Raw genomic sequence first — 24,915 nt, forward strand, 5'->3', positions numbered from 1 at the left:
CTGGCTCCGAACGTCAGGAGGGGAATGGAGCGGGTGAAGGGAATCGAACCCTCGTCACTTGCTTGGGAAGCAAAAGCTCTACCATTGAGCTACACCCGCGCGCCGGGAGCGATTGCCACAGCGGTGCGGGGCGGGTCAATCGGCTTTCACGCGACGAGCGCGTCGATCTCGGCGGGCGCCAGGCCCCATTCCGCCAGCGCTTCGCTCGTGTGTGCGCCATTTGCCGGGGGCGGGCCCTGGATCGCGCCGGGTGTGGCCGAGAAGCGCGGGGCGGGGGCGGGCTGCACCACCCCCTCGCACTCGACGAAGGTGCCGCGGGCGACATTGTGCGGGTGGCTGGGGGCCTCGGCCATCGACAGGATGGGGGCCACGCAGGCGTCGCTGCCGTCGAAGATCGCGGTCCATTCGCCCTGGCTGCGGGTGGCGATGACGGTCGCGAGCTTTTCGCGCAGTTGGGGCCAGGCGCGCGGGTCCATCCGCGCGGCGAAGGCGGGGTCGTCCACCCCGAGCTTGTCGAGCAGGACCGCGTAGAATTGCGGCTCGATCGCCGCGACTGCGAGCCATTTGCCGTCGGCGCAGCGATAGCTGTCATAGAAATGCGCGCCGCCATCGAGGAAGTTGCCGCGCCGCCCGCCGCCCCACATCCCCGCCGCCGAGAAGCCGTAGAACATCGCCATCAGCGACGCCGCCCCGTCCGACATCGCGCAATCGACCACCTGGCCCTCGCCGCTGGTACGGGCATGGAGCAAAGCCGCGAGCATGCCGAAGGCCAGATAGAGCGCGCCGCCGCCGAAATCGCCGACGAGGTTGAGCGGGGGGATGGGCTTGTCGGCGGTGCCGATCGCATCGAGCGCGCCGCTGAGCGCGATATAGTTCATGTCGTGGCCCGCCGCGGCGGCATAGGGCCCCGACTGGCCCCAGCCGGTCATCCGGCCGTAGACAAGGCGCGGATTGCGGGCGAGCGCGGCGTCCGGCCCGAGCCCGAGCCGTTCCATCACCCCGGGGCGGAAACCCTCGAACAGCGCGTCCGCCTTCTCGATCAGCTTGAAGCAGGCCTCGATCGCCTCCGGCCGTTTGAGATCGAGCGCGACCGAGCGGCGGCCGCGTTCGGTGACCGCGAAGCGCGTGCCGCCGAGCCCCGACGCGCCTCCGCCAGCGCCCGCACGGTCGATCCGCAGCACGTCGGCGCCCAGATCGGCGAGCAGCATGCCGCAGAAGGGCGCGGGGCCGATCCCGGCGAATTCGATGATCCTGATGCCCGCCAGGGGTCCGCTCGCCATGCAATCCGCTCCGCTTTTCTTTGCTTGTGCCCCGATATGCGGCTGGCGGGCAATGGGGGGTGGTGCCTTGCGGGGAGGGGAGGCGATATGGCATTGCGCAACAAAATTACAGGACGAGTCGGGCCCCGAGCCCGCCGCAGGAGAGTGCAATGCGTACGATCGACCATCTGATTTCGGGCTTTGCGGGCGGCGGCGGGGGGCGGACCTCCGACATATTCGATCCGAATAGCGGGCAGATCCAGGCGCGCGTTACGCTGGGCGGGCAGGCCGAGCTCGACAAAGCGGTGGCCGCTGCGCAGGCGGCGCAGCCGGCTTGGGCCGCGACCAACCCGCAGCGCCGCGCGCGCGTCATGTTCAAGTTCAAGGAGCTGGTCGAGGCGAACATGGATGCGCTCGCGCACCTGCTCTCGTCCGAACATGGCAAGGTGATCGCCGATTCGAAGGGCGACATCCAGCGCGGGCTCGAGGTCATCGAGTTCGCCTGCGGCATCCCGCACATCCTCAAGGGCGAATATACTCAGGGCGCGGGGCCGGGGATCGACGTCTATTCGATGCGCCAGCCGCTCGGCATCGGCGCGGGGATCACGCCGTTCAACTTCCCGGCGATGATCCCCTTGTGGATGAGCGGAATCGCGATCGCCACCGGCAACGCCTTCCTGCTCAAGCCCAGCGAGCGCGATCCCAGCGTGCCGGTGCGGCTGGCCGAACTATTCCTGGAAGCCGGGCTTCCCGAGGGGATACTGCAGGTCGTCCACGGCGACAAGGAGATGGTGGATGCGATCCTCGATCATCCGGCGATAAGCGCGGTCAGCTTCGTCGGCTCGTCCGACATCGCCCATTATGTCTATCGGCGCGGCGTCGAGGCGGGGAAGCGCGTCCAGGCGATGGGCGGCGCCAAGAATCACGGCATCGTCATGCCCGACGCCGATCTCGACCAGGTCGTCGCGGATTTGTCCGGCGCGGCATTCGGCTCGGCGGGCGAGCGCTGCATGGCGCTGCCGGTGGTGGTGCCGGTCGGCGACAAGACCGCCGACGCGCTGCGCGAGAAATTGATCCCGGCGATCGCGGCGCTGCGGGTGGGTGTGTCGACCGATAACGACGCGCATTACGGGCCGGTGGTGAACGCCGCGCACAAGCAGCGCGTCGAGAATTGGATCCAGACCGGGGTCGACGAAGGTGCCGAACTGGTGGTGGACGGTCGCGGTTTCACGCTGCAGGGGCATGAACAGGGCTTCTTCATCGGCCCATCGCTGTTCGACCGCGTCACTCCGGAGATGCAGGCCTATAAGGAAGAGATTTTCGGTCCCGTCCTCCAGATCGTCCGCGCCCCCGATTTCGAGACCGCGCTGCGGCTTCCCAGCGAGCACCAATATGGCAACGGCGTCGCGATCTTCACCCGCAACGGCCATGCCGCGCGCGAGTTTGCCAGCCGGGTGAATGTCGGCATGGTCGGCATCAACGTGCCGATCCCGGTGCCGGTCGCCTATCACAGCTTCGGCGGCTGGAAGCGCTCTGCCTTTGGCGACATCAACCAGCACGGCATGGAAGGCGTGCGCTTCTGGACCAAGACCAAGACCGTCACCCAGCGCTGGCCCGACGGCTCAGCGCTTCCCGCGATGGCCGAGGATGGCGGGCCGGCGCGCAACAATGACGCCTTCGTCATTCCGACGATGGGCTGAGCGATGGCAAGCGTAGCATTTATCGGCCTGGGCAATATGGGCGGCGGCATGGCCGCGAACCTCGCCAAAGCGGGCAACGACGTCCGCGCCTTCGATCTGTCGGCGGAGGCGCTCGATCGGGCGAAGAAGGCCGGCTGCCTTCCCGCCGAGAGCGCGATCGCGGCGATCACCGGCGCCGAGGCGGTGATCACGATGCTGCCCGCTGGCAAGCATGTCGAATCGGTCTATCAGGACAGCCTGTTCGATCATGCCGCGCCGGGCGCGATCCTGATCGACTGTTCGACGATCGACGTGGCCACCGCGCGGCGGGTGGCCGAGGCGGCGGCGGCGCGCGGGCTGGTGGCGGTCGACGCGCCGGTTTCCGGCGGGATCGCCGCGGCCAATGCCGGCACGCTGACCTTCATGGTCGGCGGCAGCAAGGCGGGGTTCGAGCGCGCCGAGCCATTTCTGACCGACATGGGCAAGACCGTGATCCATGCGGGACCGGCGGGCGCGGGGCAGGCGGCGAAGGTCTGCAACAACATGCTGCTCGGCGCGACGATGATCGCGACCTGCGAGGCGTTTGCGCTCGCCGAGAAGCTCGGGCTCGATCTCCAGAATTTCTATGACATCGCATCGGTAAGCTCGGGGCAGAGCTGGTCGATGACCAGCTATTGCCCGGTGCCCGGCGTCGGACCCGAGACGCCGGCGGACCGCGACTATCAGGGCGGGTTCGCCGCGCCGCTGATGCTCAAGGATCTCAAGCTGGCGATGGAGGCTGCGGCCGATGTCCACGCCCAGACGCCGATGGGCGCGCGGGCATCAGAGCTGTACCAGCGCTTCGTCGACGGCGAGGGCGCGGGGCTCGATTTCTCGGGGATCATCCGGATGCTGCGCGAGGAAGGCGAACAGACGGGCTGATCGCGGGCAAATCGTTACGCTTGCAAAGCGACCAAATCGCGGCTCGCGCGTTCCGGCGGCATGGAAAAACTCTGGTTCATCACCAATCCGAATTCCGGCACCACGTCGAAGCCCAAATGCGAAGCGCTCGAGGCGGTGTTTCAGGAAAGCGGACTGACGCTCGTCAACCGCACCGACTTTCCCGAGCAGAAGCTGCCGACGGGTGAGGAGCTGGATGCGCAAGGCGTGGATACGGTGGTGCTGTTCGCCGGCGACGGGACGATCAATGCCGCGCTTTCCGCGCTGGAGAAATGGGACGGCGCCTTCCTGATACTGCCCGGGGGCACGATGAACCTGCTCGCCAAGGGGCTGCACAGCGAGAGCGATCCGCACAAGATCGTCCATGCCGCGCACCAGACCGATCGCCGCGTTGCACTGCCTTATGTGATCGCGGGCAGGCATCGCGCCTTCGTCGGGCTGATCCTGGGGCCTGCAGCGGCCTGGGCGCGGGCGCGCGAGGCGGTACGCAAGGTCAGGTTCGGTCGGCTGATCGGCGCGGCCAGGGCGGCGTGGCGCCGCACCTTCAGCAAGCGCGGCATCCGCGTCGAAGGTGCCCCGGGGCTGGGCAAGGATTATCAGGCGGTCTTCGTCACGCCGGATCTCGACGGGCTGCATGTCGCCGGGGTCGATGCGCGCGATCTCGGGTCGATCGTCCAGCTCGGCTGGGATTTCCTCACCGGCGACTGGGTCGCCGCCCGCGCGGTGAGCGAGACGCGGACCGATCGGTTGCGCGTGCGCGGGCACCGCAAGGTCCAGGCATTGTTCGACGGTGAGCCGGTCATGCTCGAACCCCATGAGACGATCCGGGCCGGCAAGAGCCTGGAGACCTTCATTTCCACCCGCACCGAGGCGGAGATCCCTGCGACATGACTCGTCTCTTCCATGTCAGCGACGTCCATTTCGGGCGCGAGGATCGCGATGCGATCGACTGGTTCGGGCGCAAGGTGAAGGAAGAGCGGCCCGACGCGGTGATCATGACCGGCGATCTGACGATGCGCGCGCGTGCCGCCGAATTCAGCGCGGCGGCAAAGTGGCTGGAGAGCCTGGGCCGGCCGGTGACGGTCGAGGTCGGCAACCACGATCTGCCCTATTTCAACCTGTGGGCGCGCTTCGTGACGCCCTACAAACGCTATCGCGCGATCGAGCGGATGATCGAACGGCCGCTCGACCTGAAGGGGGTGAGCGTCGTGCCGCTCAAGACGACCGCGCGCTTCCAGCTGCGGATGAACTGGTCGAAGGGCTATGTGAGCGGCCACGCGCTGCGCCAGACGCTGGCGCTGGCGGAGGCGGTGCCGGCCGACGATCTGGTGTTCGTTGCGGCGCATCATCCGCTTGTAGAGGCGGGGACCCGCACGAGTTCGCAGACGCGGCGCGGGGGGCTGGCGCTGGAGGCGCTCGCCGGCGCAGGCGCACACGCCGTGCTGACCGGCCACGTCCACGATCCGTTCGACATCGCGCATGACGTGGGTGGGCGCACCGTGCGGCTGATCGGTGCGGGCACCTTGTCCGAACGCGTGCGCACGCAACCGCCCTCGTTCAACGAAATCCGGATCGACGGCGCGCAGTTCGAGACGATTGCCCGCTTCAAGGGCGAGGCGGACGTGAAGCTCTAACGCTCAGGCGCGCTTCACCGCGACGTCCTGCCCGAATACCAGCAGATTGCCGTCGGGAGCGACGACCATCAGCTCGCGCTGCCCATAAAGCTGATCGATCGGGCCGTGCACGTCGCCGTCGTTGAGCGAGGCGATATGCGGTCTCAGCTCTTCGGCGAGCGCGTCGACGTCCTTCACGTCGACATAATAGCAAAAGCGGCGATTGCCGGGCGGCGCGCCATCGTCACCATCATTCTGGAGGAGGCGGAAGGCCACTGCCTCGCGCGCGACGAAGGCATAGCTGCCCTGGCGAAAGCGGCATTCGAATCCAAGGATCCGCGTAAAGAACCGCACCGCCGCATCGATATCGGGCACGTGCATGAAGGGCGTGACGCGAGTCAGGTTGTTCGTGCGCTCCACCGGCAAGGGATCGCCCGCTGACGTTATAGAATTTACATGTTCCATCTTGCGACCTCCATGTGGCGCTTAGGGCAACCCAGTGGACGGAAGATGGATAGACGCCGTTAAGCGCTGGGCAACCTTTGACGATCGTCCCCGCTTCCATCGGCAACGAAAAGGGCGGCCCGTTGCCGGACCGCCCTCTGGATTTCGCTGTGGAGACGCTTAGCGCTTCGAGAACTGGAAGCTGCGACGGGCCTTCGCCTTGCCGTACTTCTTGCGCTCGACGGTGCGGCTGTCGCGGGTCAGGAAGCCTGCTGCCTTGACCGGCGCGCGCAGGATCGGCTCGAACTTGGTCAGCGCCTGGCTGATGCCATGCTTGACCGCGCCGGCCTGGCCCGAAAGCCCGCCGCCCTTGACGGTGCAGATCACGTCATAGGCGCCGGTGCGATCGGCGACGCCGAACGGCTGGTTGATGACGAGACGCAGCGTCGGACGCGCGAAATAGACTTCCTGATCGCGGCCGTTGATCGTGATCTTGCCCGAGCCGGGCTTGATCCAGACGCGCGCGACGGCGTCCTTGCGGCGCCCGGTCGCATAAGCGCGGCCATAGGCGTCGAGGATCTGCTCGCGCAGCGGCATGGTCGAGACGACCGGAGCGGCAGGCGCGTTGACATAATCGTCGGCGCCGGCAGGCACGTTCGCGGGAGTTTCACCCGAGGCGATGCCGCCGAGATCGGAGAGGGACTGGCGAGTATCGGACATCAGTTGCCCACCTTGTTCTTGCGGTTCATCGACGCGATGTCGAGGACTTCGGGGTTCTGCGCAGCGTGCGGATGCTCGGTGCCGGCGAAGATGCGCAGGTTGCGCATCTGCTGGCGACCCAGCGGGCCGCGCGGGATCATCCGCTCGATCGCCTTCTCGAGCACGCGCTCGGGGAAGCGACCCTCGAGGATCTTGCCCGCAGTGATCTGCTTGATGCCGCCGGCATAGCCGGTGTGGCGATAATAGATCTTGTTCTGCAGCTTCTTGCCGGTGAAGCGGACCTTGTCCGCGTTGATCACGACGACATTGTCACCGCAATCGACATGCGGGGTGTAGCTGGTCTTGTGCTTGCCGCGCAGCACGTTGGCGATGATCGTCGCGGCGCGACCGACCACGAGGCCCTCGGCGTCGACGATATGCCACTTCTTTTCCACGTCCGCCGGCTTAACCGACTTGGTGGTCTTCAGCAGAGCCTTCATGGCCTGTGACCTTCCTAGAATGAAATGCGAACGCGCCGGTCTCTCGACCAGCGCGGTTGCAGGGCGTTTGGCGAAAGGGGTGCGGAAAGTCAAGCAAAACGGCGGCTTTGCTGACGGGTATCAGAATACCATGAGGCGTCAGCTAGGCGCGGCGGCCGATCACATGGACGCCCCAGACGGTCGCGACCACCAGCAACGCACCGGTCAGCTGGTGGAGCGCCGCCAGCACGATGTTCATCCCCGACATCACCGTGGCGATGCCGAGGAGGATCTGCAGCCCGAAGGCGGTGTGGATCGCGATCGACGCGCGGCGATCGAGCGGGCGCACGGCGCGGGCGAGCAACACCAAGGCGGCCACCGCTACCCACGCCCACCAGCGGTGAACGAAATGGACGATTGCGGGATCGTTGAAGAGCGCGTCGACGAAGGAGCGCCCCGCCACCGTTGCGCCGGGGAAGAAGGCGCCGTTCATCAGCGGCCACTGGTTGGTGACGAGCCCGGCATTGAGCCCGGCGACCAGCGCGCCGAACAGCAGTTGGACGAACAGGATCGCGAAGGTGACCGCCCCGAGCCCGGTGAGGTGCGCCGGCCGCGCCTCGCGCTTGCGGGCGAGCAGCAGCAGGTCGAGCGCGGTCCAGACGATTGCCGCGAGCAGGCACAATGCCAGCATCAGGTGCACCGCGAGCCGGACATGGCTGACGTCGGTCCGCACGCTCAGCCCCGATGTCACCATCCACCAGCCGATCGCGCCCTGCAGCCCGCCGAGGATCAGCAGCGCCACCAGCCGCCAGCCATAGCCGCGCGGAATCTGCCGTTTCACCGCGAACCAGAGCAAAGGCACCGCGAAGGCGAGGCCGATCACCCGACCGAGCAGGCGATGGAGATATTCCCAGAAGAAGATCGATTTGAACCCGGCCAGGGTCATGCCCTGGTTTAGCTGGGTATATTCCGGGATGCGTTTGTAATTGTCGAACTCGGCCTGCCATTGCGCATCGTTCAGCGGCGGGATCGTGCCCGACAGCGGCTTCCATTCGGTGATCGACAGCCCCGATTCGGTCAGTCGCGTGATGCCGCCGATCACCACCATAAGCACGATCAGCGCCGCGACGGCCATCAGCCAGGTTGCAAGAAGACGGGGGCGGGCGAGGGAGGACGTTGCTCTGAGCACGCCGCTTGATAGGAGCGCGCCGGCGCGAAATCCAGCGATCTCGGGCGCCTGCCGCGCAGATTTGCATGAGGCCGCGATAGCCGTCGGCGATGGCATCGGAATCGCAAGCAAGCCCGCGGCGGCAGATCTACGCTGGCAGGGCGTAGCGACCGCTAATGGGTGGTTAGCAGTCGTTCGTCGGGTCATCGAAAGGGATCAAACCAAGGGAGAAAAGTTGCTCGTGTTTTTCATCTGCATAGCGGTGGGCAAATGACTCACGCTCGCTGCCCGGACGCGCGAAATAGCGTTCGATCATAACGTCGAAATCTTCACCACGTGCGACCGGCTCTTCGACTTTCCCAAGCCAGTCGAACCAGTGTCCCACCTCGTGCAGCAAGGTTCGATATAACTGCGTGTTCCGCGCAGAGTGGGGCGTGACATGCACCTTGAACCGTCGCCCGACGCGTTCAATCACGTGGCCATCGTCACGTAGACGGTCAAGTTCGGCCTGATCTTCCGGCCCTAGCGAGGAAGACCAACCGACACTAGTGTGCGCGTGGACAGCATCCAAAAAGATCATTGGGCCAGTTGCCAGAACACGCCGCCGCATCGACAACTCGCCCCAGTAACGCAATCGCCCCCAAGCGGGATTGAGGATCGCCTGTTTTCGAGTGGGCTGACGAAACACAATCGTCTTAATGCCAACCCAATCCGAAAGAGGGAGTAGCTCTAGCATACGGGCAACATCACCCACGGTGCAGGGGTGATAACTACCAATCCCTACTTCTTCGATGATAAATTTAATGCTTTGCCCATGTATCGTCCGCTCTTCTCTGCGGTGCCTCCCGACAAGTTCGAGTGGGGAGAAATGCTCACGGGCGAGCGGGATGACAAGGCGGTTATCCTGCCCGTGCCCCTGCTTGGCTGTGCCGATGTTGCGATTTCGACGTGTGGGACTGAAGCCTGTTCGCATCCGCCGAGCATGACAGGGAAGGGCGACGGCAACAACGTCAGCAACTGGGTCGGTGACCGACCGTCCGCTGTCAGCGCGGCGCGAGCCAAGGCTCAAAGTCCGAGATTGGGTGGTTAGCTGCCATTGTGCGCATCAGATTTGGGGCCACGAGAATCCCTCGTAAACTAGCCCGAGCGGCTCATCAGCAGGGCGGTGATACATTTCTGTCACCACGCGAGCGGTAAATTGCGCGACGTTGGCACACTCAACTCGGAGATATGAAACGTCGTTCTGTCGGTGAGCAACCGGCTCTAGGCCTTGTTCTCGTGCGAACTCCTTAAACTTCGCTTCGTCCTCAATATTTCGTGGCGACAACAGGACCCAATCAAATCCTGCTTTGCCATTTTCGAAAGACATTTGGAGGGCAACCGAGTCATCATCCGATGGACGATCTGGGGTGCCAAGCATCAACGCGGCATATCTTATGGACGCTGATCCGCGAGACATTGCCGCCAGTAATTCAGGTATCTGGTCTGTTCCCACCGCCGACTGCTTTAGTAAGCGTGGGGGCCCCAATTTGCCGCGATCCCATGTGATATAGCCGAACTTCGAGTTGACGAGTGCAAAACCCACTACGGCAACGAGAACGATGACGATGGCTGCGGTGGTCAGAACCGCTCTCCCTTTCCATTGCGATCCAGTCATTCAGCCATTCTACGTTGGTTGCATTCTGGTCAATGTGGATGTCTGCGGTAGTGGCCCCAATTGGGTCGATAGCGGACGGGCTGCTTTGCAGTGCGACGGGCGCTATGGCAGCCCGTATTTCGGATATGAGGACCGCCAATGCCGCTGACCCTGTACGGCATCAAGAATTGCGACACGATCAAGAAGGCGCGCGCCTGGCTCGATGCCAATGCGATTGCCTATGACTTTCACGACTATAAGGTAGCCGGCGTGGACCCTGCGCGGCTCGAGCATTGGGTCGCCGCGGAGGGCTGGGAAAAGATCCTCAATCGTGCCGGCACGACCTTTCGCAAGCTGCCCGACGCCGACAAGCAGGAACTCGATGCGGGCAAGGCAATAAAGCTGATGCTGGCGCAGCCTTCGATGATCAAGCGGCCGGTGGTCGAGCATGACGGCGGGCTGCTGATCGGCTTCGCGCCCGATCGCTACGCCGCCGCCTTGCTCTAGGCTCGGCTGGCGGCTCTGGCGGTTTTCCGCTATATTCCGGGAAACGGGGGAGGGACGAATGGCATCATTTCTTCGGCAACGGCCACCAGCGTGGTTTCGGATCGTCGCGGTGATCCTGCTCCTGTGGGGGCTGATGGGGGCGGCGTCGGTCTATCTCCATGTCGCTTATGGGGCCGACATGGATCCCAAGGCTACCGATTGGGACCGCGCTTATTATGCCGCGCTGCCCGGTTGGTTCACCCCCGTATATGCCGTCGCGGTGGGCGGCGGGCTGCTCGGGGCGATCGCCTTGCTGATGGGCTCGCGGCTCGCCAAGCCGCTGTTCATCGTCTCGCTGATCGCGGTCGTGGTGCAGTTCGGCTATGTGTTCCTCGGCACCGACATGCTCGCGCGCAAGGGGGCGGCGATCACCGTGCCGTTTCCGCTGTTCATCGCGGCGGTGGCGGCGGCGCAGGTCTGGCTGGCCGATCTGGCCCAGCGCCGCGGGTGGATAGGCTAGCGCCTGCGACGCGCCACCGCTAAAGCGCTGGCATGTCCACCTACACGATCGACACCGCCACCAGCCGCGCGACGCCCACGCCCGCGCCGATGAAGCGGCTCACCGTCCCCGCGATCCGCAATCGCAAGGGGAAGGAGCCGATCGTGATGCTGACGGCCTACACGATGCGGATGGCGGAGCTGCTCGATCCGCACTGCGATGTGCTGCTGGTCGGGGACAGCCTGGGCCAGGTGATCTACGGCCTGCCCTCGACGCTGCCGGTGACGCTTGAGATGATGATCGCGCATGGCGCGGCGGTGGTGCGCGGCAGCCATCATGCAGTGGTGATCGTCGACATGCCGTTCGGCAGCTATGAAGCGAGCCCCGAGCGCGCGTTCGAATCCGCGGCGCGCGTACTGGCGGAAACCGGCGCGGCGGGGGTGAAGCTGGAGGGCGGCGCGACGATGGCGCCGGTGATCGAGTTCCTCGCGCGCCGCGGCATCCCGGTGATGGCGCATATCGGCCTGACCCCGCAGGCGGTGAATGCGCTGGGCGGCTATGCCGCGCGTGGCCGCAGCAATGCCGAACATGCCCGGATCATCGACGATGCCCGCGCGGTCACCGAGGCGGGTGCCTTCGCGATCGTGGCCGAGGGTGTCATCGAGACGCTGGCCAACGAAATTACTGCCGCGGTTTCGGTGCCGGTGATCGGCATCGGCGCGTCCGCTCAGTGCGACGGGCAGGTGCTGGTGACCGAGGACATGCTGGGGCTGTTCGAGCGCACCCCGCGCTTCGTGAGGAAATATGACGATCTGGCCAGCCGCATTTCCGCCGCGGTCGCCACCTATGCCGCCGAGGTGCGCTCCCGCGACTTCCCCGGGGCCGAACAGGTCTATGCGGCGCGCGATTGAGGGGCTACCGAGCATTCTTTCCCTTCTTACGGCGCACGGCTAAGGTTTCGCGCCCGCACGGCCATCCATGGAGTCACTCTTGGCGCTTCCTCCCGGCACTACTGACGAGACCTTTCTGCGCGAAGTGGACGAGGAATATCGTCGCGATCGGCTGATGCACGTCGCCCGCAACTATGGGCGCTGGATCGCGATCGCCGTGGTCGTCCTGCTCGTGGCGCTCGCCGCCTATCTCTATTCGCAGCATCACAGCCAGCGGACCGACGGCAAGCAGGGCGAGCAATATGACGCGGCGATGCGGCTCGTCGAGCAGAACCAGGCCGACAAGGCGCTGCCCGAGCTTGCCAAGATCGCATCCGACAAGGACGGTTATGCAGCCATGGCACGCATCGCCGAGGGCAATCTGCTGCTCGAGAAGAAGGATGCGAAGGGCGCGGCGGCCAAGTTCACGCAGGTCGCCGGCGACGCCGCGTTCGAGCAACCCTATCGCGACATGGCGCTGATCCGCCAGACGATCGCCGAATATGACACGATGCAGCCCCAGGCGGTGATCGATCGGCTGAAGGGGCTGGCCAATCCAAACTCGCCCTGGCTGGGCACGGCGGGCGAACTCGTCGCCGCCGCCTATCTAAAGGCCGGCAACCGCGCCGAGGCGGGCCGGCTCTATGGCCAGATCGCCCAGGGCGGCGAGAAGGTCCCCGAAACGATCCGTCAACGTGCGGTTCAGCTGGCAGGCGTACTCGGCGTCGACGCCATCGATCAGTCGAAGGATACCAAGGTTCAATGAACAATAAGCTGAGGGTGACTGCGGCGTTCGCGGTGCTCGCATTGGCGAGCGGCTGCGGAATCTTCAAGGGCGGCGCCAACAAGACTCCCGTGCTCGGCGAGCGCATGCCCATCCTGCTGTCGGAGAACGACATCGTTGCGGACAAGACGCTGGAAGGCGTCGAGGTGCTGCTGCCCGAGCCCGCGGTCAACGATGCCTGGCGTCAGCCCGGCGGCAATGCGGCCAAGTCGATGGGGCATCTCGCCCTCGCCGCGGCACCTGCGCGCGCCTGGTCCAAGGAGGTCGCCAAGCCCTCCAACCAGCGTCGCCTCGCCGCCGCGCCGGTGATCTCCGACAATCGCCTGTATGTCGTCGACACCGACGGCGTGGTGCATGCAATGGCCGCCGACACGGGCGCGGACCTGTGGCGCGCCGAGACGGCCAAGGGCGACGACAACCAGCCGGCGCGTTTCGGCGGCGGCGTCAGCGTCGAGGGTGAGCGCGCCTACGCGACGAACGGGCTTGGCGACGTCGTCGCGCTCAATGCCGCGACCGGCGCCGAAGTCTGGCGCAAGCGCCCGGGTGGTCCGCTGCGCGGCTCTCCGACGCTCGCCAACGGCAATGTCTATGTCGTGACCCAGGACAACCAGCTCTTCGCGCTCGCGCAGGAGACCGGCGAAGTCAGCTGGACGGCGTCTGCCAGCCTCGAATCGCAGGGCGTGTTCGGCGTCGCTGCGCCGGCCTCCGCACAGGGCACCGTGGTCGCCGGCTTCTCGTCGGGCGAGCTCAATGCCTATCGCTATGAGAATGGCCGTACCCTCTGGGATCAGGTGCTCTCGCGCACGTCGATGTCGACCTCGGTGTCGTCGCTGTCGGACATCGACGCCGAGCCGGTGATCGATCAGGGCCGCGTCTATGCCGTGGGCCAGGGCGGGCGGATGGTCGCGATCGATATCGCCAGCGGCAATCCGCTGTGGGAACAGAATATCGCCGGCATCTCGACGCCCTGGGCGGCGGGCGAGTGGTTGTTCGTAGTGACCGACGACGCGCGGCTGATCGCGCTTTCACGCGGCAGCGGCAAGGTTCGCTGGATCGCGCAGCTCAGGAACTTCCGCAACGTCAAAAAGTCGACCGGCGCGATCAGCTGGAGCGGCCCGGTGCTCGCCGGCGGCAAGCTGGTCCTCGGCAATTCGGAAGGCGAACTGGCGTACGTTTCGCCGACCGACGGCTCGGTCCTTTCGACCGTGAAAGTCGATGCGCCGATCTCGCTGCCGCTCATTGTGGCGAACAGCACGCTCTATGTCCTCGACGACAAGGGCAAGTTGACGGCGTATCGCTGAGTGATCCCCTCCCTGAAAGGGAGGGGCCAGGGGTGGATCTAGCGATGGCCGGGGCTCGATGCTCCGGCCATCGCTTTTATATCTGCCGTTGATGAGTCTATTAGACGCGCAGAATTCACCCACCCCCAGCCTTTCCCTGCCAGCAGGGAGGGGAGCGAGATTTGAAATGCCCCTACCCACAGTCGCAATCATCGGCCGGCCGAATGTCGGCAAGTCGACCCTGTTCAACCGGCTGGTCGGCAAGCGCCTGGCGCTGGTCGACGACCAGCCCGGCGTGACGCGCGATCGGCGCGAGGGCGATGCCGAGTTGCTCGGTATGCAGTTCCGCGTGATCGACACCGCGGGCTATGAGGATGAGGATGCGGCGACGCTGCCGGGCCGGATGCGCGCCCAGACCGAGGCGGCGGTCGCCGATTCCGACGTTGCCTTGTTCCTGATCGATTCGCGGGTCGGCATCGTGCCGCTCGACGAGGAGATCGCGCGCTGGCTGCGCGGCACCAACCGTCCGGTGGTGGTGATGGCCAACAAGGCCGAGGGCAAGGCCGGCGACACCGGCGTGATCGAGGCGATGGCGCTGGGGCTGGGCGACCCGATCCCCTTTTCCGCCGAGCATGGCGAGGGCGTCGTCGATCTGTTCGAGGCACTGCGCCCGCATATCGAGCGCGACGAAGAGGAGATCGAAGCGGAGGAGGACGAAGAGTCGCCCGATGCGATCCTCAAGCTTGCGATCGTCGGCCGTCCGAACGCGGGCAAATCGACGCTGATCAACAAGATGCTGGGCCAGGATCGGCTGATCACCGGACCCGAGGCGGGCATCACCCGCGATTCGATCGCGATCGAGTGGGAATGGACCGACGAAGAGGGCCATGTCCGCCCGGTCCGGCTGATCGATACCGCCGGCATGCGCAAGAAGGCGCGGGTCGACGAGAAGCTCGAGAAGCTCGCGGTGATGGACGCCCTGCGCGCGATCGACTTCGCCGAGGTGGTGGTCCTGCTGCTAGACGCCACCCGCGGCCTGGAGGTCCAGGACCTCAAGATCGCCGACCGCTCGCTCCAGGAGGGCCGCGCGCTCGTCATCGCGCTGAACAAATGGGACGTCGCCGAAAACGCGTCGAGCCTGTTCAACGGCGTCAAGGGCGCGCTCGACGAGGGGTTGGCGCAGGTCAAGGGCGTGCCCTTGCTCACCATCTCGGGCGCGACCGGCAAGGGCATCGACACGCTAATGAAGGTGGCGTTCGAGACGCGCGAGGCCTGGTCGCGGCGCATCGGCACCGGCCAGCTCAATCGCTGGTTCGAGAAGGCGATCGAGGCCAATCCGCCCCCCGCGCCCGGCGGCAAGCGGATCAAGCCGCGCTACGTCACCCAGAACAAGTCGCGCCCGCCGAGCTTCGTCCTGTTCGGCACGCGGGTGGACCTGCTGCCGGTCAGCTATCAGCGCTATCTGATCAACAGCCTGCGCAAGGAATTCGATTTCGGGGCGGTGCCGGTGCGGCTGTCGCTTCGCGCATCCAAAAATCCTTTCGACAAGGATCGGGAATAGTCCCGAATATTTCCTCCCCATCAACTTGCTGTTTACGCATGATCCGTAACAACCGACCCGTGCCGTCTTCGGTGCGGAGTTGGGATTATGAGCGATTCGAACGAGCCGGTTACGTTGGTGAACTGGTCGGCCTTTTCACAGGCACGTACTGAACTTGGGGCGAATTTCGTCCGTATTCTCGGCTATTTCCGGGAAGACGGCGTGAAATCGGTGTCGCAGATCGAAGATGCGATGCGCGCGCATAATGCCGTGGCGCTGGTAATCCCGGCGCACACGCTGAAGGGCGAGGCTGCCCAGTTCGGCGCCGAAATGCTGGCAGACCTGGCGGAGTCGATCGAGACGATCGCGCGAACCTGCGTCGAGCGTCACGAGACGCCCACCGACGCGCTCGAGCTTGTCGTCCAGTTGCGCCCGCTCTTCGAATCGACGCTGGAAATGCTCGAGCGCGAGGCAAATCCGCTGGTGGCGCGCCGCCCGGCGCAGCAGTTCGGGCGCCGCGCCTGATCCCGGTCCGTCAGCCGTCAGACTCTTCCTCGGCCTTGCTGTTGAGCTGGATGTAATTCTCGATCCCCATCCGCGCGATCATCTCGAACTGGCGTTCGAGCGTGTCGACATGCTCTTCCTCGCTGTCGAGGATGCGGCGGAACAGATCGCGGCTGACATAGTCGCGGACCGACTCGCTATGCTGGATCGCGTCGCGCAGCACGTCGAGGGCTTCCATCTCGAGCGCCAGGTCGGCCTTCAGCGCCTCTTCGACCGTCTCGCCGATGCGCAGTCGTCCGAGCAGCTGGAAATTGGGCAGGCCGTCGAGGAACAGGATGCGCTCCGCCACCCAATCGGCATGCTTCATCTCGTCGATCGACTCGTGCCGTTCGAATGCCGCGAGCTTCTTGACCCCCCAATGGTCGTAGAGGCGATAGTGGAGCCAATATTGGTTGATCGCGGTAAGCTCGTTGCGGAGCACCTCGTTCAGATATTCGAGGACCTTGGTGTCGCCCTTCATCACATGCATCCCTGTTAAGCAGGGATGAATCTATAGCGCGACAGGGCGGCCGCGAAAACCGCAGAAATCCGCCATTTTTTAATTGAGAACGCTACGCAGCCGCGCGTTCGTTATTGATAATCTCTCGCGCGAACGAAACGCATTGGCCGCATTTGGGCTGGAGGCCCATCGCCCGATAGGCCTGGCAGGCGCTGGTCGCGCCGCTGCGCGCCGCATCGCGGACATCGCGCTCTCTGATGGCATTGCAAACGCAGACGACCATGGAACCTCACCCTCGCTGACGATGGTGTATGGCTATTGAGAGCGATTCGCAAGGGTAATGCGAGGCATTCGCAGCTAAGCCTTTGCACGCAACGGCTGGAGCTGACCGCGGGCGAGAGTGCGCCACAGCCATTCGAGCGGGCCGAATCGGAAATGCGCCAGCCAAGGCTTGGACCAGAGCAGGATTGCGAGCCAGATCGCGAGTACCACCGGGTATAGCTGCCAGCGCGAGAGAGTGCCGAACCAGCCGAAGCCATAGCCGTAGAAGAGCGTGGTGCAGATCAGGCTGGTCAGCAGATAATTGGTGAAGGCCATCCGTCCGGCGGCGGCCAGACGATCGGTCAGGGCGCCGCCCGGCCGGGCGAGGAGCTGGATCGCACAGAGCCAGCCAAGGACCATCGCGGGCAAAAGAAATGCCGATAGCGTGGGCGCGAGCGTCACCGCAAACAGGCTGAACTCCGCGCGCACCAGATAGGCGGCCAGCGCGGCGTAGGCGGGGATCCCGATCCCCCAGCAAAGGAGCAGCCAGCATCGGTAGCGGTCCGGCGTCCAATCCCCGGGAAGCATCCCGCTGCGCAATGCGGCCATGCCGAACAGCATGAAAGCGAGTGTCTCGGGTCCGACGACCAGAAGATTGAGCCACGGACGCGCCCAATTCTCGGCGAAACGCTCCTGCAGGATGACCAGATAGCCGCTCCGCATCCGCGCCAGCTCGCGCGCGATCTCCGCGGGGGCGGGCACGCCGAAGGCTGCGTTCAGCTCGCGCAGTCCGCGCGCCTGCCGGGCCGCCTCGTCCGCATTGGCAGCGGCGCTCTGCCAATGATGGACCGAGAGCGGCAGAGCGGATAGCATCACGATGCCGGCCATCGTCAGCAGGATAGCGAGGATGATCATCCGCTCCGGCGGCAGCTTGCGCAATCCGAATGCCGCCATCCCGACGAGCGCATAATGGGCGAGAATATCCCCCACCCATAGCAGCCAGAGGTGCGCGAGACCGAATGCGAGCAGCCACCCCATCCGGGCATAATGCGCGACCGCGGGGTTGCGCCCGCCTTTCTCGGCGCGGTCGATCACCAGCAGCATCGACGCGCCGAACAGCAGGGAGAAGAGCCCGCGCATCTTGCCGTCGAACAGGATGAAGTTGATCAGATAGACGGCGAGATCGGCGCCGTGCCAGCCGCCATAAGCGCGGGGGTTGAGATAGGCCGCCTGGGGCAGCGCGAAATTGACGATGTTGAGCAGCAATATGCCGAGCACCGCGACGCCGCGCACGGTGTCGAGCATATGCAGCCGGCCTTGGGGAACTTCGGCCGGTTCGGGCCGGCGGGCGAGGTCGAGGCTCAGCGGGTGTCCTTCCGGATCACCAGCTTCAATGCCGACCAATTCTCGTCCAGGGCGTAGGCCATATCGTCGGCCAGCCCGCTCGGTTCGGCGACGTCGCGGACGATCTCCGCGCTCAGGTCACTCGCGGCGATCTGCGATGGCCAGGCGATCCAGACGAAGCCGTTGGTCGCCAGCAGCGGCCGCAGCGCCGCCAGCTCGCGCTCGAGCTTGCCGCGATTGGTTACGAACAACAGCGCGCATTGCAGCCCATCGGAGGCGGTCGGCTGTTCCTCGACGCCCATCGCCTCGGGGTCAATCGCGCCGCGGACGCCGTCGGGCATATTGTGGAACCAGCAGCGCATCCCGCGCTTCAGCCCCAGCGTTTGGGCAAGCGGCGTTCCGGGCGGGCCTGCGGTCATCCTGCGTGCTCCTCTGGCGCCGTGGCTATCAGCTTTTGCCGAGCGACCCAAATCGGGCCTCAGGCCAGGGCGGCATCCTCGCCCATCAGCGCCGGGAAGAAGCCTTCGTGCGCGGCCTTGAGGTCGGAGAGGGCGACGCAATAATCGCCTTCCTCCAGCTCGAAGATGATTCGCCCGGCGATCGTCCGCCCGATCGGATCGGCGGCGAGCCCGGCATTGTCCGCGGCGACCAGGAAGTCGGCGAGCATTTCGTCGCGCACGGTCACGACATAGAGCCCCTGATCCTCGCCGAAGAAGGAGCCGGCGACGCCGAAGGGTTGCGGCTGATCGATGATCGCGCCGATATTCGCGGCCAGCGCCATCTCGGCGATGGTGACCGCGAGCCCGCCGTCGGAAACGTCGTGGCAGGCGGTGATCGCGCCCTTCTGGATCGCCATGCGGACGAAGGCGCCGGTGCGGCGCTCCATCATCAGGTCGACGGGGGGAGGGGGGCCTTCCTCGCGGCCGTGGAGCTCGCGCAGCCAGATCGACTGGCCGAGATGCCCGGAGCGCTCGCCCAAAGCGATGATGATGTCGCCGGTGCCCTTGAAGGCGATCGTGCAGGACTTGCTATAATCCTTTAGCAGCCCGAGCCCGCCGATCGCGGGGGTGGGCAGGATCGCGCTGCCGCCGCCGGTCGCCTTGCTCTCATTGTAGAGGCTGACATTGCCCGAGACGATCGGGAAATCGAGCGCCCGGCAGGCCTCGCTCATGCCCTCCAGGCAGCCGACGATCTGGCCCATGATCTCGGGCCGTTGCGGGTTGGCGAAGTTGAGGCAGTTGGTCACCGCGAGCGGCGTAGCGCCGACCGCGCAGAGATTGCGCCACGCCTCGGCGATCGCCTGCTTGCCGCCCTCGACGGGGTCGGCGAAGCAGTAACGCGGCGTGCAATCGGTGGTGATCGCCAGGCCCTTCTGGGTGCCGTGGACACGGACCACTGCGGCGTCGCCGCCGGGGCGCTGGACGGTGTCGCCGCCGACCATGTGGTCGTACTGTTCCCAGATCCAGCGGCGGCTGGCGATGTCGGGCGACGCCATCAGCTTGAGCAGATCCGCGGCGATGTCGCTGCTTTCGGGTACGTCGGTCAGCTCGACAGGCTTCGGCGTTGGAACGTGTGGGCGATCGTACAGCGGGGCATCGTCGGCGAGCGGGCCGAGCGGAATGTCGGCGACGGTCTCGCCCTTCCATTTGAGCACCATCCGCCCGGTGTCGGTCACCTGGCCGATCACCGCGAAATCCAGCTCCCACTTGCGGAAGATCGCCTCGGCGAAATCCTCGCGGCCGGGCTTGAGCACCATGAGCATCCGCTCCTGGCTCTCGCTCAGCATCATTTCATAGGGCGTCATGCCGGTTTCGCGCTGGGGGACGTCGTCCATCACCAGCTCGATGCCGACGCCGCCCTTGCTCGCCATCTCGACGCTCGACGAGGTGAGGCCGGCGGCGCCCATGTCCTGGATCGCGACGATCGCGTCGGACGCCATCAGCTCGAGGCAGGCCTCGATCAGCAATTTCTCGGTGAAGGGATCGCCGACCTGGACGGTGGGGCGCTTCTCGTCCGAATCCTCGCCGAAGTCCGCGCTCGCCATCGTCGCGCCGTGGATGCCGTCGCGCCCGGTCTTGGAGCCGACATAGACGATCGAATTGCCGACGCCTGAGGCCGCAGAGTAGAAGATCTTGTCCTGATCGGCGACGCCCACGGTCATCGCGTTGACGAGGATGTTGCCGTCATAGGCCGGGTGGAAGTTCACTTCGCCGCCCACCGTCGGCACGCCGACGCAATTGCCATAGCCGCCGATGCCGTGGACCACGCCGGCGATCAGATGGCGCATCTTGGGATGATCGGGCCGGCCGAAGCGCAGCGCGTTCATGTTCGCCACCGGCCGCGCGCCCATCGTGAACACGTCGCGCAGGATGCCGCCCACGCCGGTCGCCGCGCCCTGATAGGGCTCGATGTAGCTGGGATGGTTATGGCTCTCCATCTTGAAGATCGCCGCCTGGCCGTCGCCGATATCGACCACGCCGGCATTTTCGCCCGGGCCGCAGATCACCTGCGGTCCCTCGGTCGGCAGCTTCTTCAGGTGCAGCCGCGAGCTTTTGTAGCTGCAATGCTCGGACCACATCACCGAGAAGATGCCCAGCTCGGTGATGTTGGGCTCGCGCCCCATCGCGTGGAGCACGCGATCATATTCTTGCGGGGACAGGCCGTGCTCGGCGACGATCTCGGGCGTGATGGCGGTCATGCCCGTGCCCTTAGCGAGCGACGCCCGCCGGGGCTAGACGGCAGATCAATCCGGCGCGGTGAGGATCAGATCCTTTCCACGGTGCTTGGCGACATAAAGCATCTCGTCCGCCGCCCGCAGCGCGGCCGCGGGGTCGGTGCCTATCGCTGCGATCCCGGCCGAGAAGGTGACCGTCGGGATCGGCGCGTTCGTCACCTGATCGCGCAGCGAGCGCGCACCCAGATGGACTCGGGCATCGTCGAGCATTGCCGCCGCCTTGTCGGTCTCGATTCCCTGGAAAAGACAGACGAACTCCTCGCCCCCATAGCGGGCGACCAGCACGCGCCGGCTAAGCTTTTCGCGAAGCAGTTGCGCCACGAAGCGAAGCACGCGGTCGCCGGTTTCGTGGCCATGGCCGTCGTTGATCGCTTTGAAATTGTCGATGTCGCAAAGCGCGAGGACAAGCGGGGCGTCGACATTGGCGGCTACCGCTTTCTCCATCCGGGCCAGGAAACCGCGCCGGTTCGGAAGGCCGGTCAGATGATCCTCCTCGGCCGCCCGCACGGCGCGATCGAGGTCGGCGCGCAGGCGGCGCGTGTCGCGTCGCGTCCGCTCGAGCCTGCCGCCGATCCGGCGCGTCGTCTCGGCCACCTCCAGCGTGAGGGCGAGCAGTCGCCGATAGGCGGCGGCCGGTTCGGTGGCCAGTTGATCCGCGGCGGCGTCGAGCGCAGTGGAATAAGCGCTGGTCGACGCGCTGCTGTCGCCCACCGCGGCCAGGCATTCCGCCACCTTCCCCTCCAGCTCACGCGCAAGCGCGCCGAGCGGATCGCTATTTGCCTCGGGGGGCGCGCAATGCGCGACGATGCGCTCGACGTCGCGGTCGCTCAGGCGATCGCGCTTCTGGAGCATCTTCCCCGCCTCACGCGCGAGCGGAGAATCCTCCTCGCGCAACAGGCGCAGGGCGAAGTCGAAATTGGATGTGCTCGGCTCCAGATCGTGCTCGGACAAAAAGGCGCCGATCTGTTCGAAGCGCAGGCGGCGCAGTGCCTGGCCGTCGCTTTCCGGACGAGGGCCATCGTCGCCACGCCGCAACCAGGAAGTCAGGCGATCGAGCGGTGCGTGCAGGGCGACGATCGCGTTCATGCGCACGACTCCCCAGCCTGAACCTGGTCGCGGACGCGGGGCCATCGCTCGCCGAACCAGTAATCGCCTTTTTCGAGCCGGATGATGTCCTCGCCCGGATTCTCGGTTGAGAGGTCCTCCAGGTCAACGAACGTGGCGCCTTCGACCGAATAGAAAGCCCGTGCCTCGGGCCGGCAGGGATCGCCGTCTTCGCGCAGCCCGGTCACTATGGCGAGCCGGTTGGAGCGCAGGCGGACGAGCGCGCCGACCGGCGGTATGCCGATGCTGACGACGAACATATGGAGCAGGTGCGGATCGAAATGCCCCTCCCATTCCAGCATCGTCGCGAGCGCCTGGTTGGGGCACCAGGGGTCCTTATAAGGCCGATGCGAGGTGATCGCGTCATAGACGTCACAAATCGCGCCCATGCGGGCGTGAAGCGACACCTGCTCTCCGGAGAGCCCGAACGGATAGCCCCCGCCGTCGATGCGCTCATGGTGGTGGAGGCAGACGTCGAGTGCGGCGGCGGGGACGTCGGCGCTCTCGCAGATCAATGCGTGGCCCTCGATCGGATGGTTGCGGATCTGGGCAAGTTCGTCCGCCGTCAGTGAGCCCGGCTTCTCAAGCACTTCGAGCGGAGTCGCCATCTTGCCGATATCGTGCAGCAGCCCGGCGACGCCGAGATCGCGTACCTCCGATTCGGGCAGCCCCAGCTGCCGCGCGAAATTGATCATCAGCGCGCAGACCGCGACCGAATGCATATAGGTATATTCGTTGCGGGTCTTGAGGCGGGTAACCTTGAGCATGGCGGAGGCGTCGCGTTCGACCGACCGCGCGATCTCGTCGATAATCGGCAGCGCGCTGTCGAGCGCGACGGCGCGGCCCAGCCGCGCATCGGTGAACATCCGCGTGACCGCGCTCCGCGATTGCTCGACGATTTCACGCGCGCGATCGAGTTCGGTGCGGAACGGGCGAGGGCGGGCGCGCCGCTCGCGCCCGGCATTGTGAAGGACCGGGGCGGCCGCCTCGACCAGGGTCGGCGGCGGCGCTTCGGGCCCGACGCCCTTTTCGAGATCGATGACCACTGCGTTGATACCGGCCTCGAGCAGCAATTCGATCTGGCGCCGATCGGAGAGCATGAAGCTGTTGCGCCAGAAGGGGCTGTTCATCCATGCACCGTCGATCCGCGCCACGTACATCCCCGTGCGAAGATCCTTGCTCTCCACCTTCACCAACATTTGATACGCCCCCGTATTTCAACGGAGATATGTAACGTCATCGTTAATGCGCAGGTAATGGAGGACGCAAAATCGCCAGATTGAGTAGTGGACCCGAATCCGTGCAAAAAGAAAATCTAGCTTTCGATCCCGGCTTTGGTCGGCCATTAACCTGCGCGGGCTAGTCAATTGGGATGCCGATGCAGAACGTTTCCTTTCTACGGTCGCTACCTTCCCGGTGGGAATGCAATCTCTCCGACAATAGCCTGCGCTGGACTAGCGACGTGCGCGAATTGTTCGCTATCCCCGAGGGTTACCGGCTCATTCGAGCAGAGACCGTGGCAATGTATGTCGACGAATCGCGCGATCTGCTCGAGGAGCTTCGCGCGGAAGCGATCGCGCAACGCGGAAGCTTCACGATGGAGGCGCGGATTCGCCGGCTGGACGGCGATTTGCGCACGATCCGCCTGTTCGCAGACACCGCCTGCCGCGGCGGTCGCGCCACCCACCTCTATGGCACGAAGCAGGATATAAGCGACGAAGTCCTAATCCGGCCCACAGCCGCCGCGCGCCTCCATTACCGCTGATCAGACCGCCGCCAGCGAGGGTCCCGTCCGGCTGACTTGCGCCAGCGCCTTGCCCAGGGATGCCGGACGGCCCAGCAAATAGCCCTGAACGGTGTGCACGCCCAGCGCGCGGAGCATCGCCAGTTCGGCTTCGGTCTCGACGCCTTCGGCGACGATCCGGCTGCCGGTCTCGCGCGCGAACATGGTAAGCGCCGCGGCAAGCGCGCGACGGCTGGGGTCGGTGCCGATATCCTGGATGAGCGATCGATCCAGCTTGATCAGGTCCGGCCGCATCTGCAGGATCTGCTGCAGCCCGCAATAGCCTGCCCCGGCATCGTCGACGGCGAGTCGAAGTCCCTGTGCCCGTAACGGGGCGATTGCCAGGGTCAGCGCTTCGAAATCCTCGACGCAATCATGCTCGGTGATCTCGAGCACGACGCGATCCAGGGGGTAACCGGCGAGCAAGGCGGCGAGACGGGGGTGCAGTGCCGTCGAAGGCGACGCGTTGACCGCGAGATAGACATCGTCGGGCAGCACCGTGAGCGCTGCGAGCGCGGCCCGGATCGCGGCCAGTTCCAGATCGATCGCCATGCCTGATTCCGCGGCTTCTGCGAACCATTTGTCCGGCGAGCGGACGGGCAGGTCCGGGAACCGTGCCAGGCATTCGAAACCGATCGGGCGGGTGCCCTCCATGTTCCAGATCGGCTGGTAGACGATCCGCATGCTCTGGTTGGCGACGATGCGGCCAATGCGATCGGTGATGTCGCGACGGGCCTGAGCGAGGCTGCGCTCGCGATCGATCTCGAACGCGGCCAGCTCGGCGAATGCCCTCATCATGCTCAGATCGCGCAAGTTCAACGAGGGATCCGCATGCGGGCCCAGGCAACAGAACATGCCATAGATATGGCCGTCTGCCATCCGCAGCGGCACGCTGACATGCGCGCCGATCGGCACCGCGGTAGTGATCGGCATCGCCATCGCCAGCGGTTCGGCGGCAGTGTCGGGGATCAGTTGAGGCAGCCGGCCCTCGAGGATGTGGCGGCAATAGACATCGTCGAGCGAGCGCGTGTCGCCCGGCTTGATCAGATGTTCGAGCCCCGGCGCGTCCACCGACCGGAAGACCGATTCGCTACCCACGATCTCGGAGACATAGGCGACCTGCAGGCCGAGGTGCGAGCGGACCGCGCGCAGGGCCCGCTGGACGACGCTGTCCGGGCAATCGCCGGACGCCGAAAGCAGCGCGTCGCGAATGGGATCAGCAAGGGCTTGTGCGGGGTGCGGCATAGACTTC

Annotated in this window: 27 protein-coding genes and 1 tRNA gene; 12 read left to right on the forward strand and 16 right to left on the reverse strand. The window is 65.5% G+C overall.

What is annotated here, in order from left to right:
• Positions 1-25: 25 nt before the first annotated feature.
• Positions 26-99 (reverse strand) — tRNA-Gly (locus OKW87_RS16675).
• Between the two features lie 47 nt (positions 100-146).
• Positions 147-1,280, reverse strand: a complete 1,134-nt coding sequence (locus OKW87_RS16680; protein ID WP_265541182.1) for a CaiB/BaiF CoA transferase family protein — start codon at positions 1,278-1,280, stop codon at positions 147-149.
• A 149-nt stretch (positions 1,281-1,429) separates the two neighbouring features.
• On the opposite strand from OKW87_RS16680, the gene OKW87_RS16685 reads away from it, so the two are divergent.
• From OKW87_RS16685 to OKW87_RS16700, 4 genes are read left to right on the forward strand one after another with little or no spacing between them, the layout of a single operon-like run.
• A complete protein-coding gene (locus tag OKW87_RS16685) occupies positions 1,430-2,959 on the forward strand; it encodes a CoA-acylating methylmalonate-semialdehyde dehydrogenase (RefSeq protein WP_265541183.1) in 1,530 nt (509 codons plus the stop codon).
• 3 nt (positions 2,960-2,962) lie between these two features.
• Positions 2,963-3,859, forward strand: a complete 897-nt coding sequence (mmsB, locus tag OKW87_RS16690) for a 3-hydroxyisobutyrate dehydrogenase (RefSeq protein ID WP_265541184.1) — start codon at positions 2,963-2,965, stop codon at positions 3,857-3,859.
• 60 nt (positions 3,860-3,919) lie between these two features.
• Complete coding sequence (locus tag OKW87_RS16695) at positions 3,920-4,768, forward strand: diacylglycerol/lipid kinase family protein (protein WP_265541185.1); 849 nt, start codon at positions 3,920-3,922, stop codon at positions 4,766-4,768.
• Positions 4,765-5,511 carry a metallophosphoesterase family protein gene (locus OKW87_RS16700; protein WP_265541186.1) on the forward strand — a complete coding sequence of 249 codons (747 nt, stop codon included), beginning with the start codon at positions 4,765-4,767 and terminating at the stop codon, positions 5,509-5,511. The genes OKW87_RS16695 and OKW87_RS16700 overlap by 4 nt, the downstream gene beginning before the upstream one ends.
• Positions 5,512-5,514: 3 nt before the next feature.
• Here OKW87_RS16700 and OKW87_RS16705 read toward each other — a convergent pair whose 3' ends face one another.
• The 6 genes from OKW87_RS16705 to OKW87_RS16730 form a co-directional block, all read right to left on the reverse strand.
• Complete coding sequence (locus OKW87_RS16705) at positions 5,515-5,910, reverse strand: bleomycin resistance protein (protein WP_265541187.1); 396 nt, start codon at positions 5,908-5,910, stop codon at positions 5,515-5,517.
• A 204-nt stretch (positions 5,911-6,114) separates the two neighbouring features.
• Positions 6,115-6,654: a 30S ribosomal protein S9 gene (gene rpsI, locus OKW87_RS16710; protein ID WP_265541188.1), complete on the reverse strand. Its 540-nt coding sequence runs from the start codon at positions 6,652-6,654 to the stop codon at positions 6,115-6,117.
• On the reverse strand, positions 6,654-7,133 hold the full coding sequence (rplM, locus tag OKW87_RS16715) for a 50S ribosomal protein L13 (protein ID WP_265541189.1): 480 nt from the start codon (positions 7,131-7,133) through the stop codon (positions 6,654-6,656). Before rplM ends, rpsI begins: the two co-directional genes overlap by 1 nt.
• A 142-nt stretch (positions 7,134-7,275) precedes the next feature.
• Positions 7,276-8,247: a COX15/CtaA family protein gene (locus OKW87_RS16720; protein ID WP_265541190.1), complete on the reverse strand. Its 972-nt coding sequence runs from the start codon at positions 8,245-8,247 to the stop codon at positions 7,276-7,278.
• 217 nt (positions 8,248-8,464) lie between these two features.
• Entirely contained in the window at positions 8,465-9,253 is a 789-nt protein-coding gene (locus OKW87_RS16725) for a hypothetical protein (RefSeq protein ID WP_265541191.1), read from the reverse strand.
• A gap of 132 nt (positions 9,254-9,385) precedes the next feature.
• Complete coding sequence (locus tag OKW87_RS16730) at positions 9,386-9,937, reverse strand: hypothetical protein (protein ID WP_265541192.1); 552 nt, start codon at positions 9,935-9,937, stop codon at positions 9,386-9,388.
• A 138-nt stretch (positions 9,938-10,075) separates the two neighbouring features.
• Between OKW87_RS16730 and OKW87_RS16735 the strand changes: the two genes are divergently transcribed.
• From OKW87_RS16735 to OKW87_RS16765, 7 genes are all read left to right on the forward strand, one after another.
• Positions 10,076-10,423: an ArsC family reductase gene (locus tag OKW87_RS16735; RefSeq protein WP_265541193.1), complete on the forward strand. Its 348-nt coding sequence runs from the start codon at positions 10,076-10,078 to the stop codon at positions 10,421-10,423.
• 58 nt (positions 10,424-10,481) lie between these two features.
• Positions 10,482-10,922, forward strand: a complete 441-nt coding sequence (locus OKW87_RS16740) for a hypothetical protein (RefSeq protein WP_265541194.1) — start codon at positions 10,482-10,484, stop codon at positions 10,920-10,922.
• 32 nt (positions 10,923-10,954) lie between these two features.
• Positions 10,955-11,812, forward strand: coding sequence for a 3-methyl-2-oxobutanoate hydroxymethyltransferase (gene panB, locus OKW87_RS16745; protein ID WP_265541195.1), 858 nt, complete (start codon positions 10,955-10,957; stop codon positions 11,810-11,812).
• Between the two features lie 79 nt (positions 11,813-11,891).
• Positions 11,892-12,596, forward strand: coding sequence for a tetratricopeptide repeat protein (locus OKW87_RS16750; RefSeq protein WP_265541196.1), 705 nt, complete (start codon positions 11,892-11,894; stop codon positions 12,594-12,596).
• The gene (locus OKW87_RS16755; RefSeq protein ID WP_265541197.1) at positions 12,593-13,915 is read left to right on the forward strand and encodes an outer membrane protein assembly factor BamB family protein; all 1,323 of its coding nucleotides are present in this window, start codon (positions 12,593-12,595) and stop codon (positions 13,913-13,915) included. Before OKW87_RS16750 ends, OKW87_RS16755 begins: the two co-directional genes overlap by 4 nt.
• A 166-nt stretch (positions 13,916-14,081) precedes the next feature.
• Positions 14,082-15,455 carry a ribosome biogenesis GTPase Der gene (gene der, locus OKW87_RS16760; protein WP_265541198.1) on the forward strand — a complete coding sequence of 458 codons (1,374 nt, stop codon included), beginning with the start codon at positions 14,082-14,084 and terminating at the stop codon, positions 15,453-15,455.
• An 87-nt stretch (positions 15,456-15,542) separates the two neighbouring features.
• Positions 15,543-15,959, forward strand: coding sequence for an Hpt domain-containing protein (locus OKW87_RS16765; RefSeq protein WP_265541199.1), 417 nt, complete (start codon positions 15,543-15,545; stop codon positions 15,957-15,959).
• A 10-nt stretch (positions 15,960-15,969) separates the two neighbouring features.
• On the opposite strand, the gene bfr is transcribed toward OKW87_RS16765, so the two are convergent.
• The 7 genes from bfr to OKW87_RS16800 form a co-directional block, all read right to left on the reverse strand.
• On the reverse strand, positions 15,970-16,458 hold the full coding sequence (bfr, locus tag OKW87_RS16770; protein ID WP_265541200.1) for a bacterioferritin: 489 nt from the start codon (positions 16,456-16,458) through the stop codon (positions 15,970-15,972).
• Between the two features lie 91 nt (positions 16,459-16,549).
• Entirely contained in the window at positions 16,550-16,720 is a 171-nt protein-coding gene (locus OKW87_RS16775; RefSeq protein ID WP_265541201.1) for a (2Fe-2S)-binding protein, read from the reverse strand.
• A gap of 74 nt (positions 16,721-16,794) precedes the next feature.
• On the reverse strand, positions 16,795-18,003 hold the full coding sequence (locus OKW87_RS16780; protein WP_265541202.1) for a DUF418 domain-containing protein: 1,209 nt from the start codon (positions 18,001-18,003) through the stop codon (positions 16,795-16,797).
• 56 nt (positions 18,004-18,059) lie between these two features.
• Positions 18,060-18,461, reverse strand: coding sequence for a DUF3052 family protein (locus OKW87_RS16785; protein ID WP_265541203.1), 402 nt, complete (start codon positions 18,459-18,461; stop codon positions 18,060-18,062).
• Between the two features lie 59 nt (positions 18,462-18,520).
• Positions 18,521-20,740: a phosphoribosylformylglycinamidine synthase subunit PurL gene (gene purL, locus OKW87_RS16790; RefSeq protein WP_265541204.1), complete on the reverse strand. Its 2,220-nt coding sequence runs from the start codon at positions 20,738-20,740 to the stop codon at positions 18,521-18,523.
• Between the two features lie 45 nt (positions 20,741-20,785).
• Positions 20,786-21,862 carry a GGDEF domain-containing protein gene (locus OKW87_RS16795; RefSeq protein ID WP_265541205.1) on the reverse strand — a complete coding sequence of 359 codons (1,077 nt, stop codon included), beginning with the start codon at positions 21,860-21,862 and terminating at the stop codon, positions 20,786-20,788.
• Positions 21,859-23,079 (reverse strand): HD-GYP domain-containing protein, encoded by a 1,221-nt coding sequence (locus OKW87_RS16800; RefSeq protein WP_265541206.1) that lies wholly within the window; start codon positions 23,077-23,079, stop codon positions 21,859-21,861. Before OKW87_RS16800 ends, OKW87_RS16795 begins: the two co-directional genes overlap by 4 nt.
• Positions 23,080-23,342: 263 nt before the next feature.
• Here OKW87_RS16800 and OKW87_RS16805 point away from each other — a divergent pair, with 263 nt between their 5' ends.
• Positions 23,343-23,645 (forward strand): hypothetical protein, encoded by a 303-nt coding sequence (locus OKW87_RS16805; RefSeq protein WP_265541207.1) that lies wholly within the window; start codon positions 23,343-23,345, stop codon positions 23,643-23,645.
• Here the strand turns inward: OKW87_RS16805 and OKW87_RS16810 are convergent, their stop codons facing one another.
• Positions 23,646-24,908, reverse strand: a complete 1,263-nt coding sequence (locus OKW87_RS16810) for a sensor domain-containing phosphodiesterase (RefSeq protein ID WP_265541208.1) — start codon at positions 24,906-24,908, stop codon at positions 23,646-23,648. It lies immediately after the preceding gene.
• Positions 24,909-24,915: the final 7 nt, after the last annotated feature.

This window comes from Sphingomonas sp. M1-B02 (assembly GCF_026167525.1).
GTDB lineage: Bacteria > Pseudomonadota > Alphaproteobacteria > Sphingomonadales > Sphingomonadaceae > Sphingomonas.

Excerpts from the sequence above, each read along its gene's own strand:
- OKW87_RS16680 (WP_265541182.1), bottom strand. The coding sequence starts at position 1,280 with ATGGCGAGCGGACCCCTGGCGGGCATCAGGATCATCGAATTCGCCGGG.
- OKW87_RS16685 (WP_265541183.1), top strand. The coding sequence starts at position 1,430 with ATGCGTACGATCGACCATCTGATTTCGGGCTTTGCGGGCGGCGGCGGG.
- mmsB (WP_265541184.1), top strand. The coding sequence starts at position 2,963 with ATGGCAAGCGTAGCATTTATCGGCCTGGGCAATATGGGCGGCGGCATG.
- OKW87_RS16695 (WP_265541185.1), top strand. The coding sequence starts at position 3,920 with ATGGAAAAACTCTGGTTCATCACCAATCCGAATTCCGGCACCACGTCG.
- OKW87_RS16700 (WP_265541186.1), top strand. The coding sequence starts at position 4,765 with ATGACTCGTCTCTTCCATGTCAGCGACGTCCATTTCGGGCGCGAGGAT.
- rpsI (WP_265541188.1), bottom strand. The coding sequence starts at position 6,654 with ATGTCCGATACTCGCCAGTCCCTCTCCGATCTCGGCGGCATCGCCTCG.
- rplM (WP_265541189.1), bottom strand. The coding sequence starts at position 7,133 with ATGAAGGCTCTGCTGAAGACCACCAAGTCGGTTAAGCCGGCGGACGTG.
- OKW87_RS16720 (WP_265541190.1), bottom strand. The coding sequence starts at position 8,247 with ATGGCCGTCGCGGCGCTGATCGTGCTTATGGTGGTGATCGGCGGCATC.
- OKW87_RS16725 (WP_265541191.1), bottom strand. The coding sequence starts at position 9,253 with ATGCGAACAGGCTTCAGTCCCACACGTCGAAATCGCAACATCGGCACA.
- OKW87_RS16730 (WP_265541192.1), bottom strand. The coding sequence starts at position 9,937 with ATGACTGGATCGCAATGGAAAGGGAGAGCGGTTCTGACCACCGCAGCC.
- OKW87_RS16735 (WP_265541193.1), top strand. The coding sequence starts at position 10,076 with ATGCCGCTGACCCTGTACGGCATCAAGAATTGCGACACGATCAAGAAG.
- OKW87_RS16740 (WP_265541194.1), top strand. The coding sequence starts at position 10,482 with ATGGCATCATTTCTTCGGCAACGGCCACCAGCGTGGTTTCGGATCGTC.
- panB (WP_265541195.1), top strand. The coding sequence starts at position 10,955 with ATGTCCACCTACACGATCGACACCGCCACCAGCCGCGCGACGCCCACG.
- OKW87_RS16755 (WP_265541197.1), top strand. The coding sequence starts at position 12,593 with ATGAACAATAAGCTGAGGGTGACTGCGGCGTTCGCGGTGCTCGCATTG.
- der (WP_265541198.1), top strand. The coding sequence starts at position 14,082 with ATGCCCCTACCCACAGTCGCAATCATCGGCCGGCCGAATGTCGGCAAG.
- OKW87_RS16765 (WP_265541199.1), top strand. The coding sequence starts at position 15,543 with ATGAGCGATTCGAACGAGCCGGTTACGTTGGTGAACTGGTCGGCCTTT.
- bfr (WP_265541200.1), bottom strand. The coding sequence starts at position 16,458 with ATGAAGGGCGACACCAAGGTCCTCGAATATCTGAACGAGGTGCTCCGC.
- OKW87_RS16775 (WP_265541201.1), bottom strand. The coding sequence starts at position 16,720 with ATGGTCGTCTGCGTTTGCAATGCCATCAGAGAGCGCGATGTCCGCGAT.
- OKW87_RS16780 (WP_265541202.1), bottom strand. The coding sequence starts at position 18,003 with ATGCTCGACACCGTGCGCGGCGTCGCGGTGCTCGGCATATTGCTGCTC.
- OKW87_RS16785 (WP_265541203.1), bottom strand. The coding sequence starts at position 18,461 with ATGACCGCAGGCCCGCCCGGAACGCCGCTTGCCCAAACGCTGGGGCTG.
- purL (WP_265541204.1), bottom strand. The coding sequence starts at position 20,740 with ATGACCGCCATCACGCCCGAGATCGTCGCCGAGCACGGCCTGTCCCCG.
- OKW87_RS16795 (WP_265541205.1), bottom strand. The coding sequence starts at position 21,862 with ATGAACGCGATCGTCGCCCTGCACGCACCGCTCGATCGCCTGACTTCC.
- OKW87_RS16800 (WP_265541206.1), bottom strand. The coding sequence starts at position 23,079 with ATGTTGGTGAAGGTGGAGAGCAAGGATCTTCGCACGGGGATGTACGTG.
- OKW87_RS16810 (WP_265541208.1), bottom strand. The coding sequence starts at position 24,908 with ATGCCGCACCCCGCACAAGCCCTTGCTGATCCCATTCGCGACGCGCTG.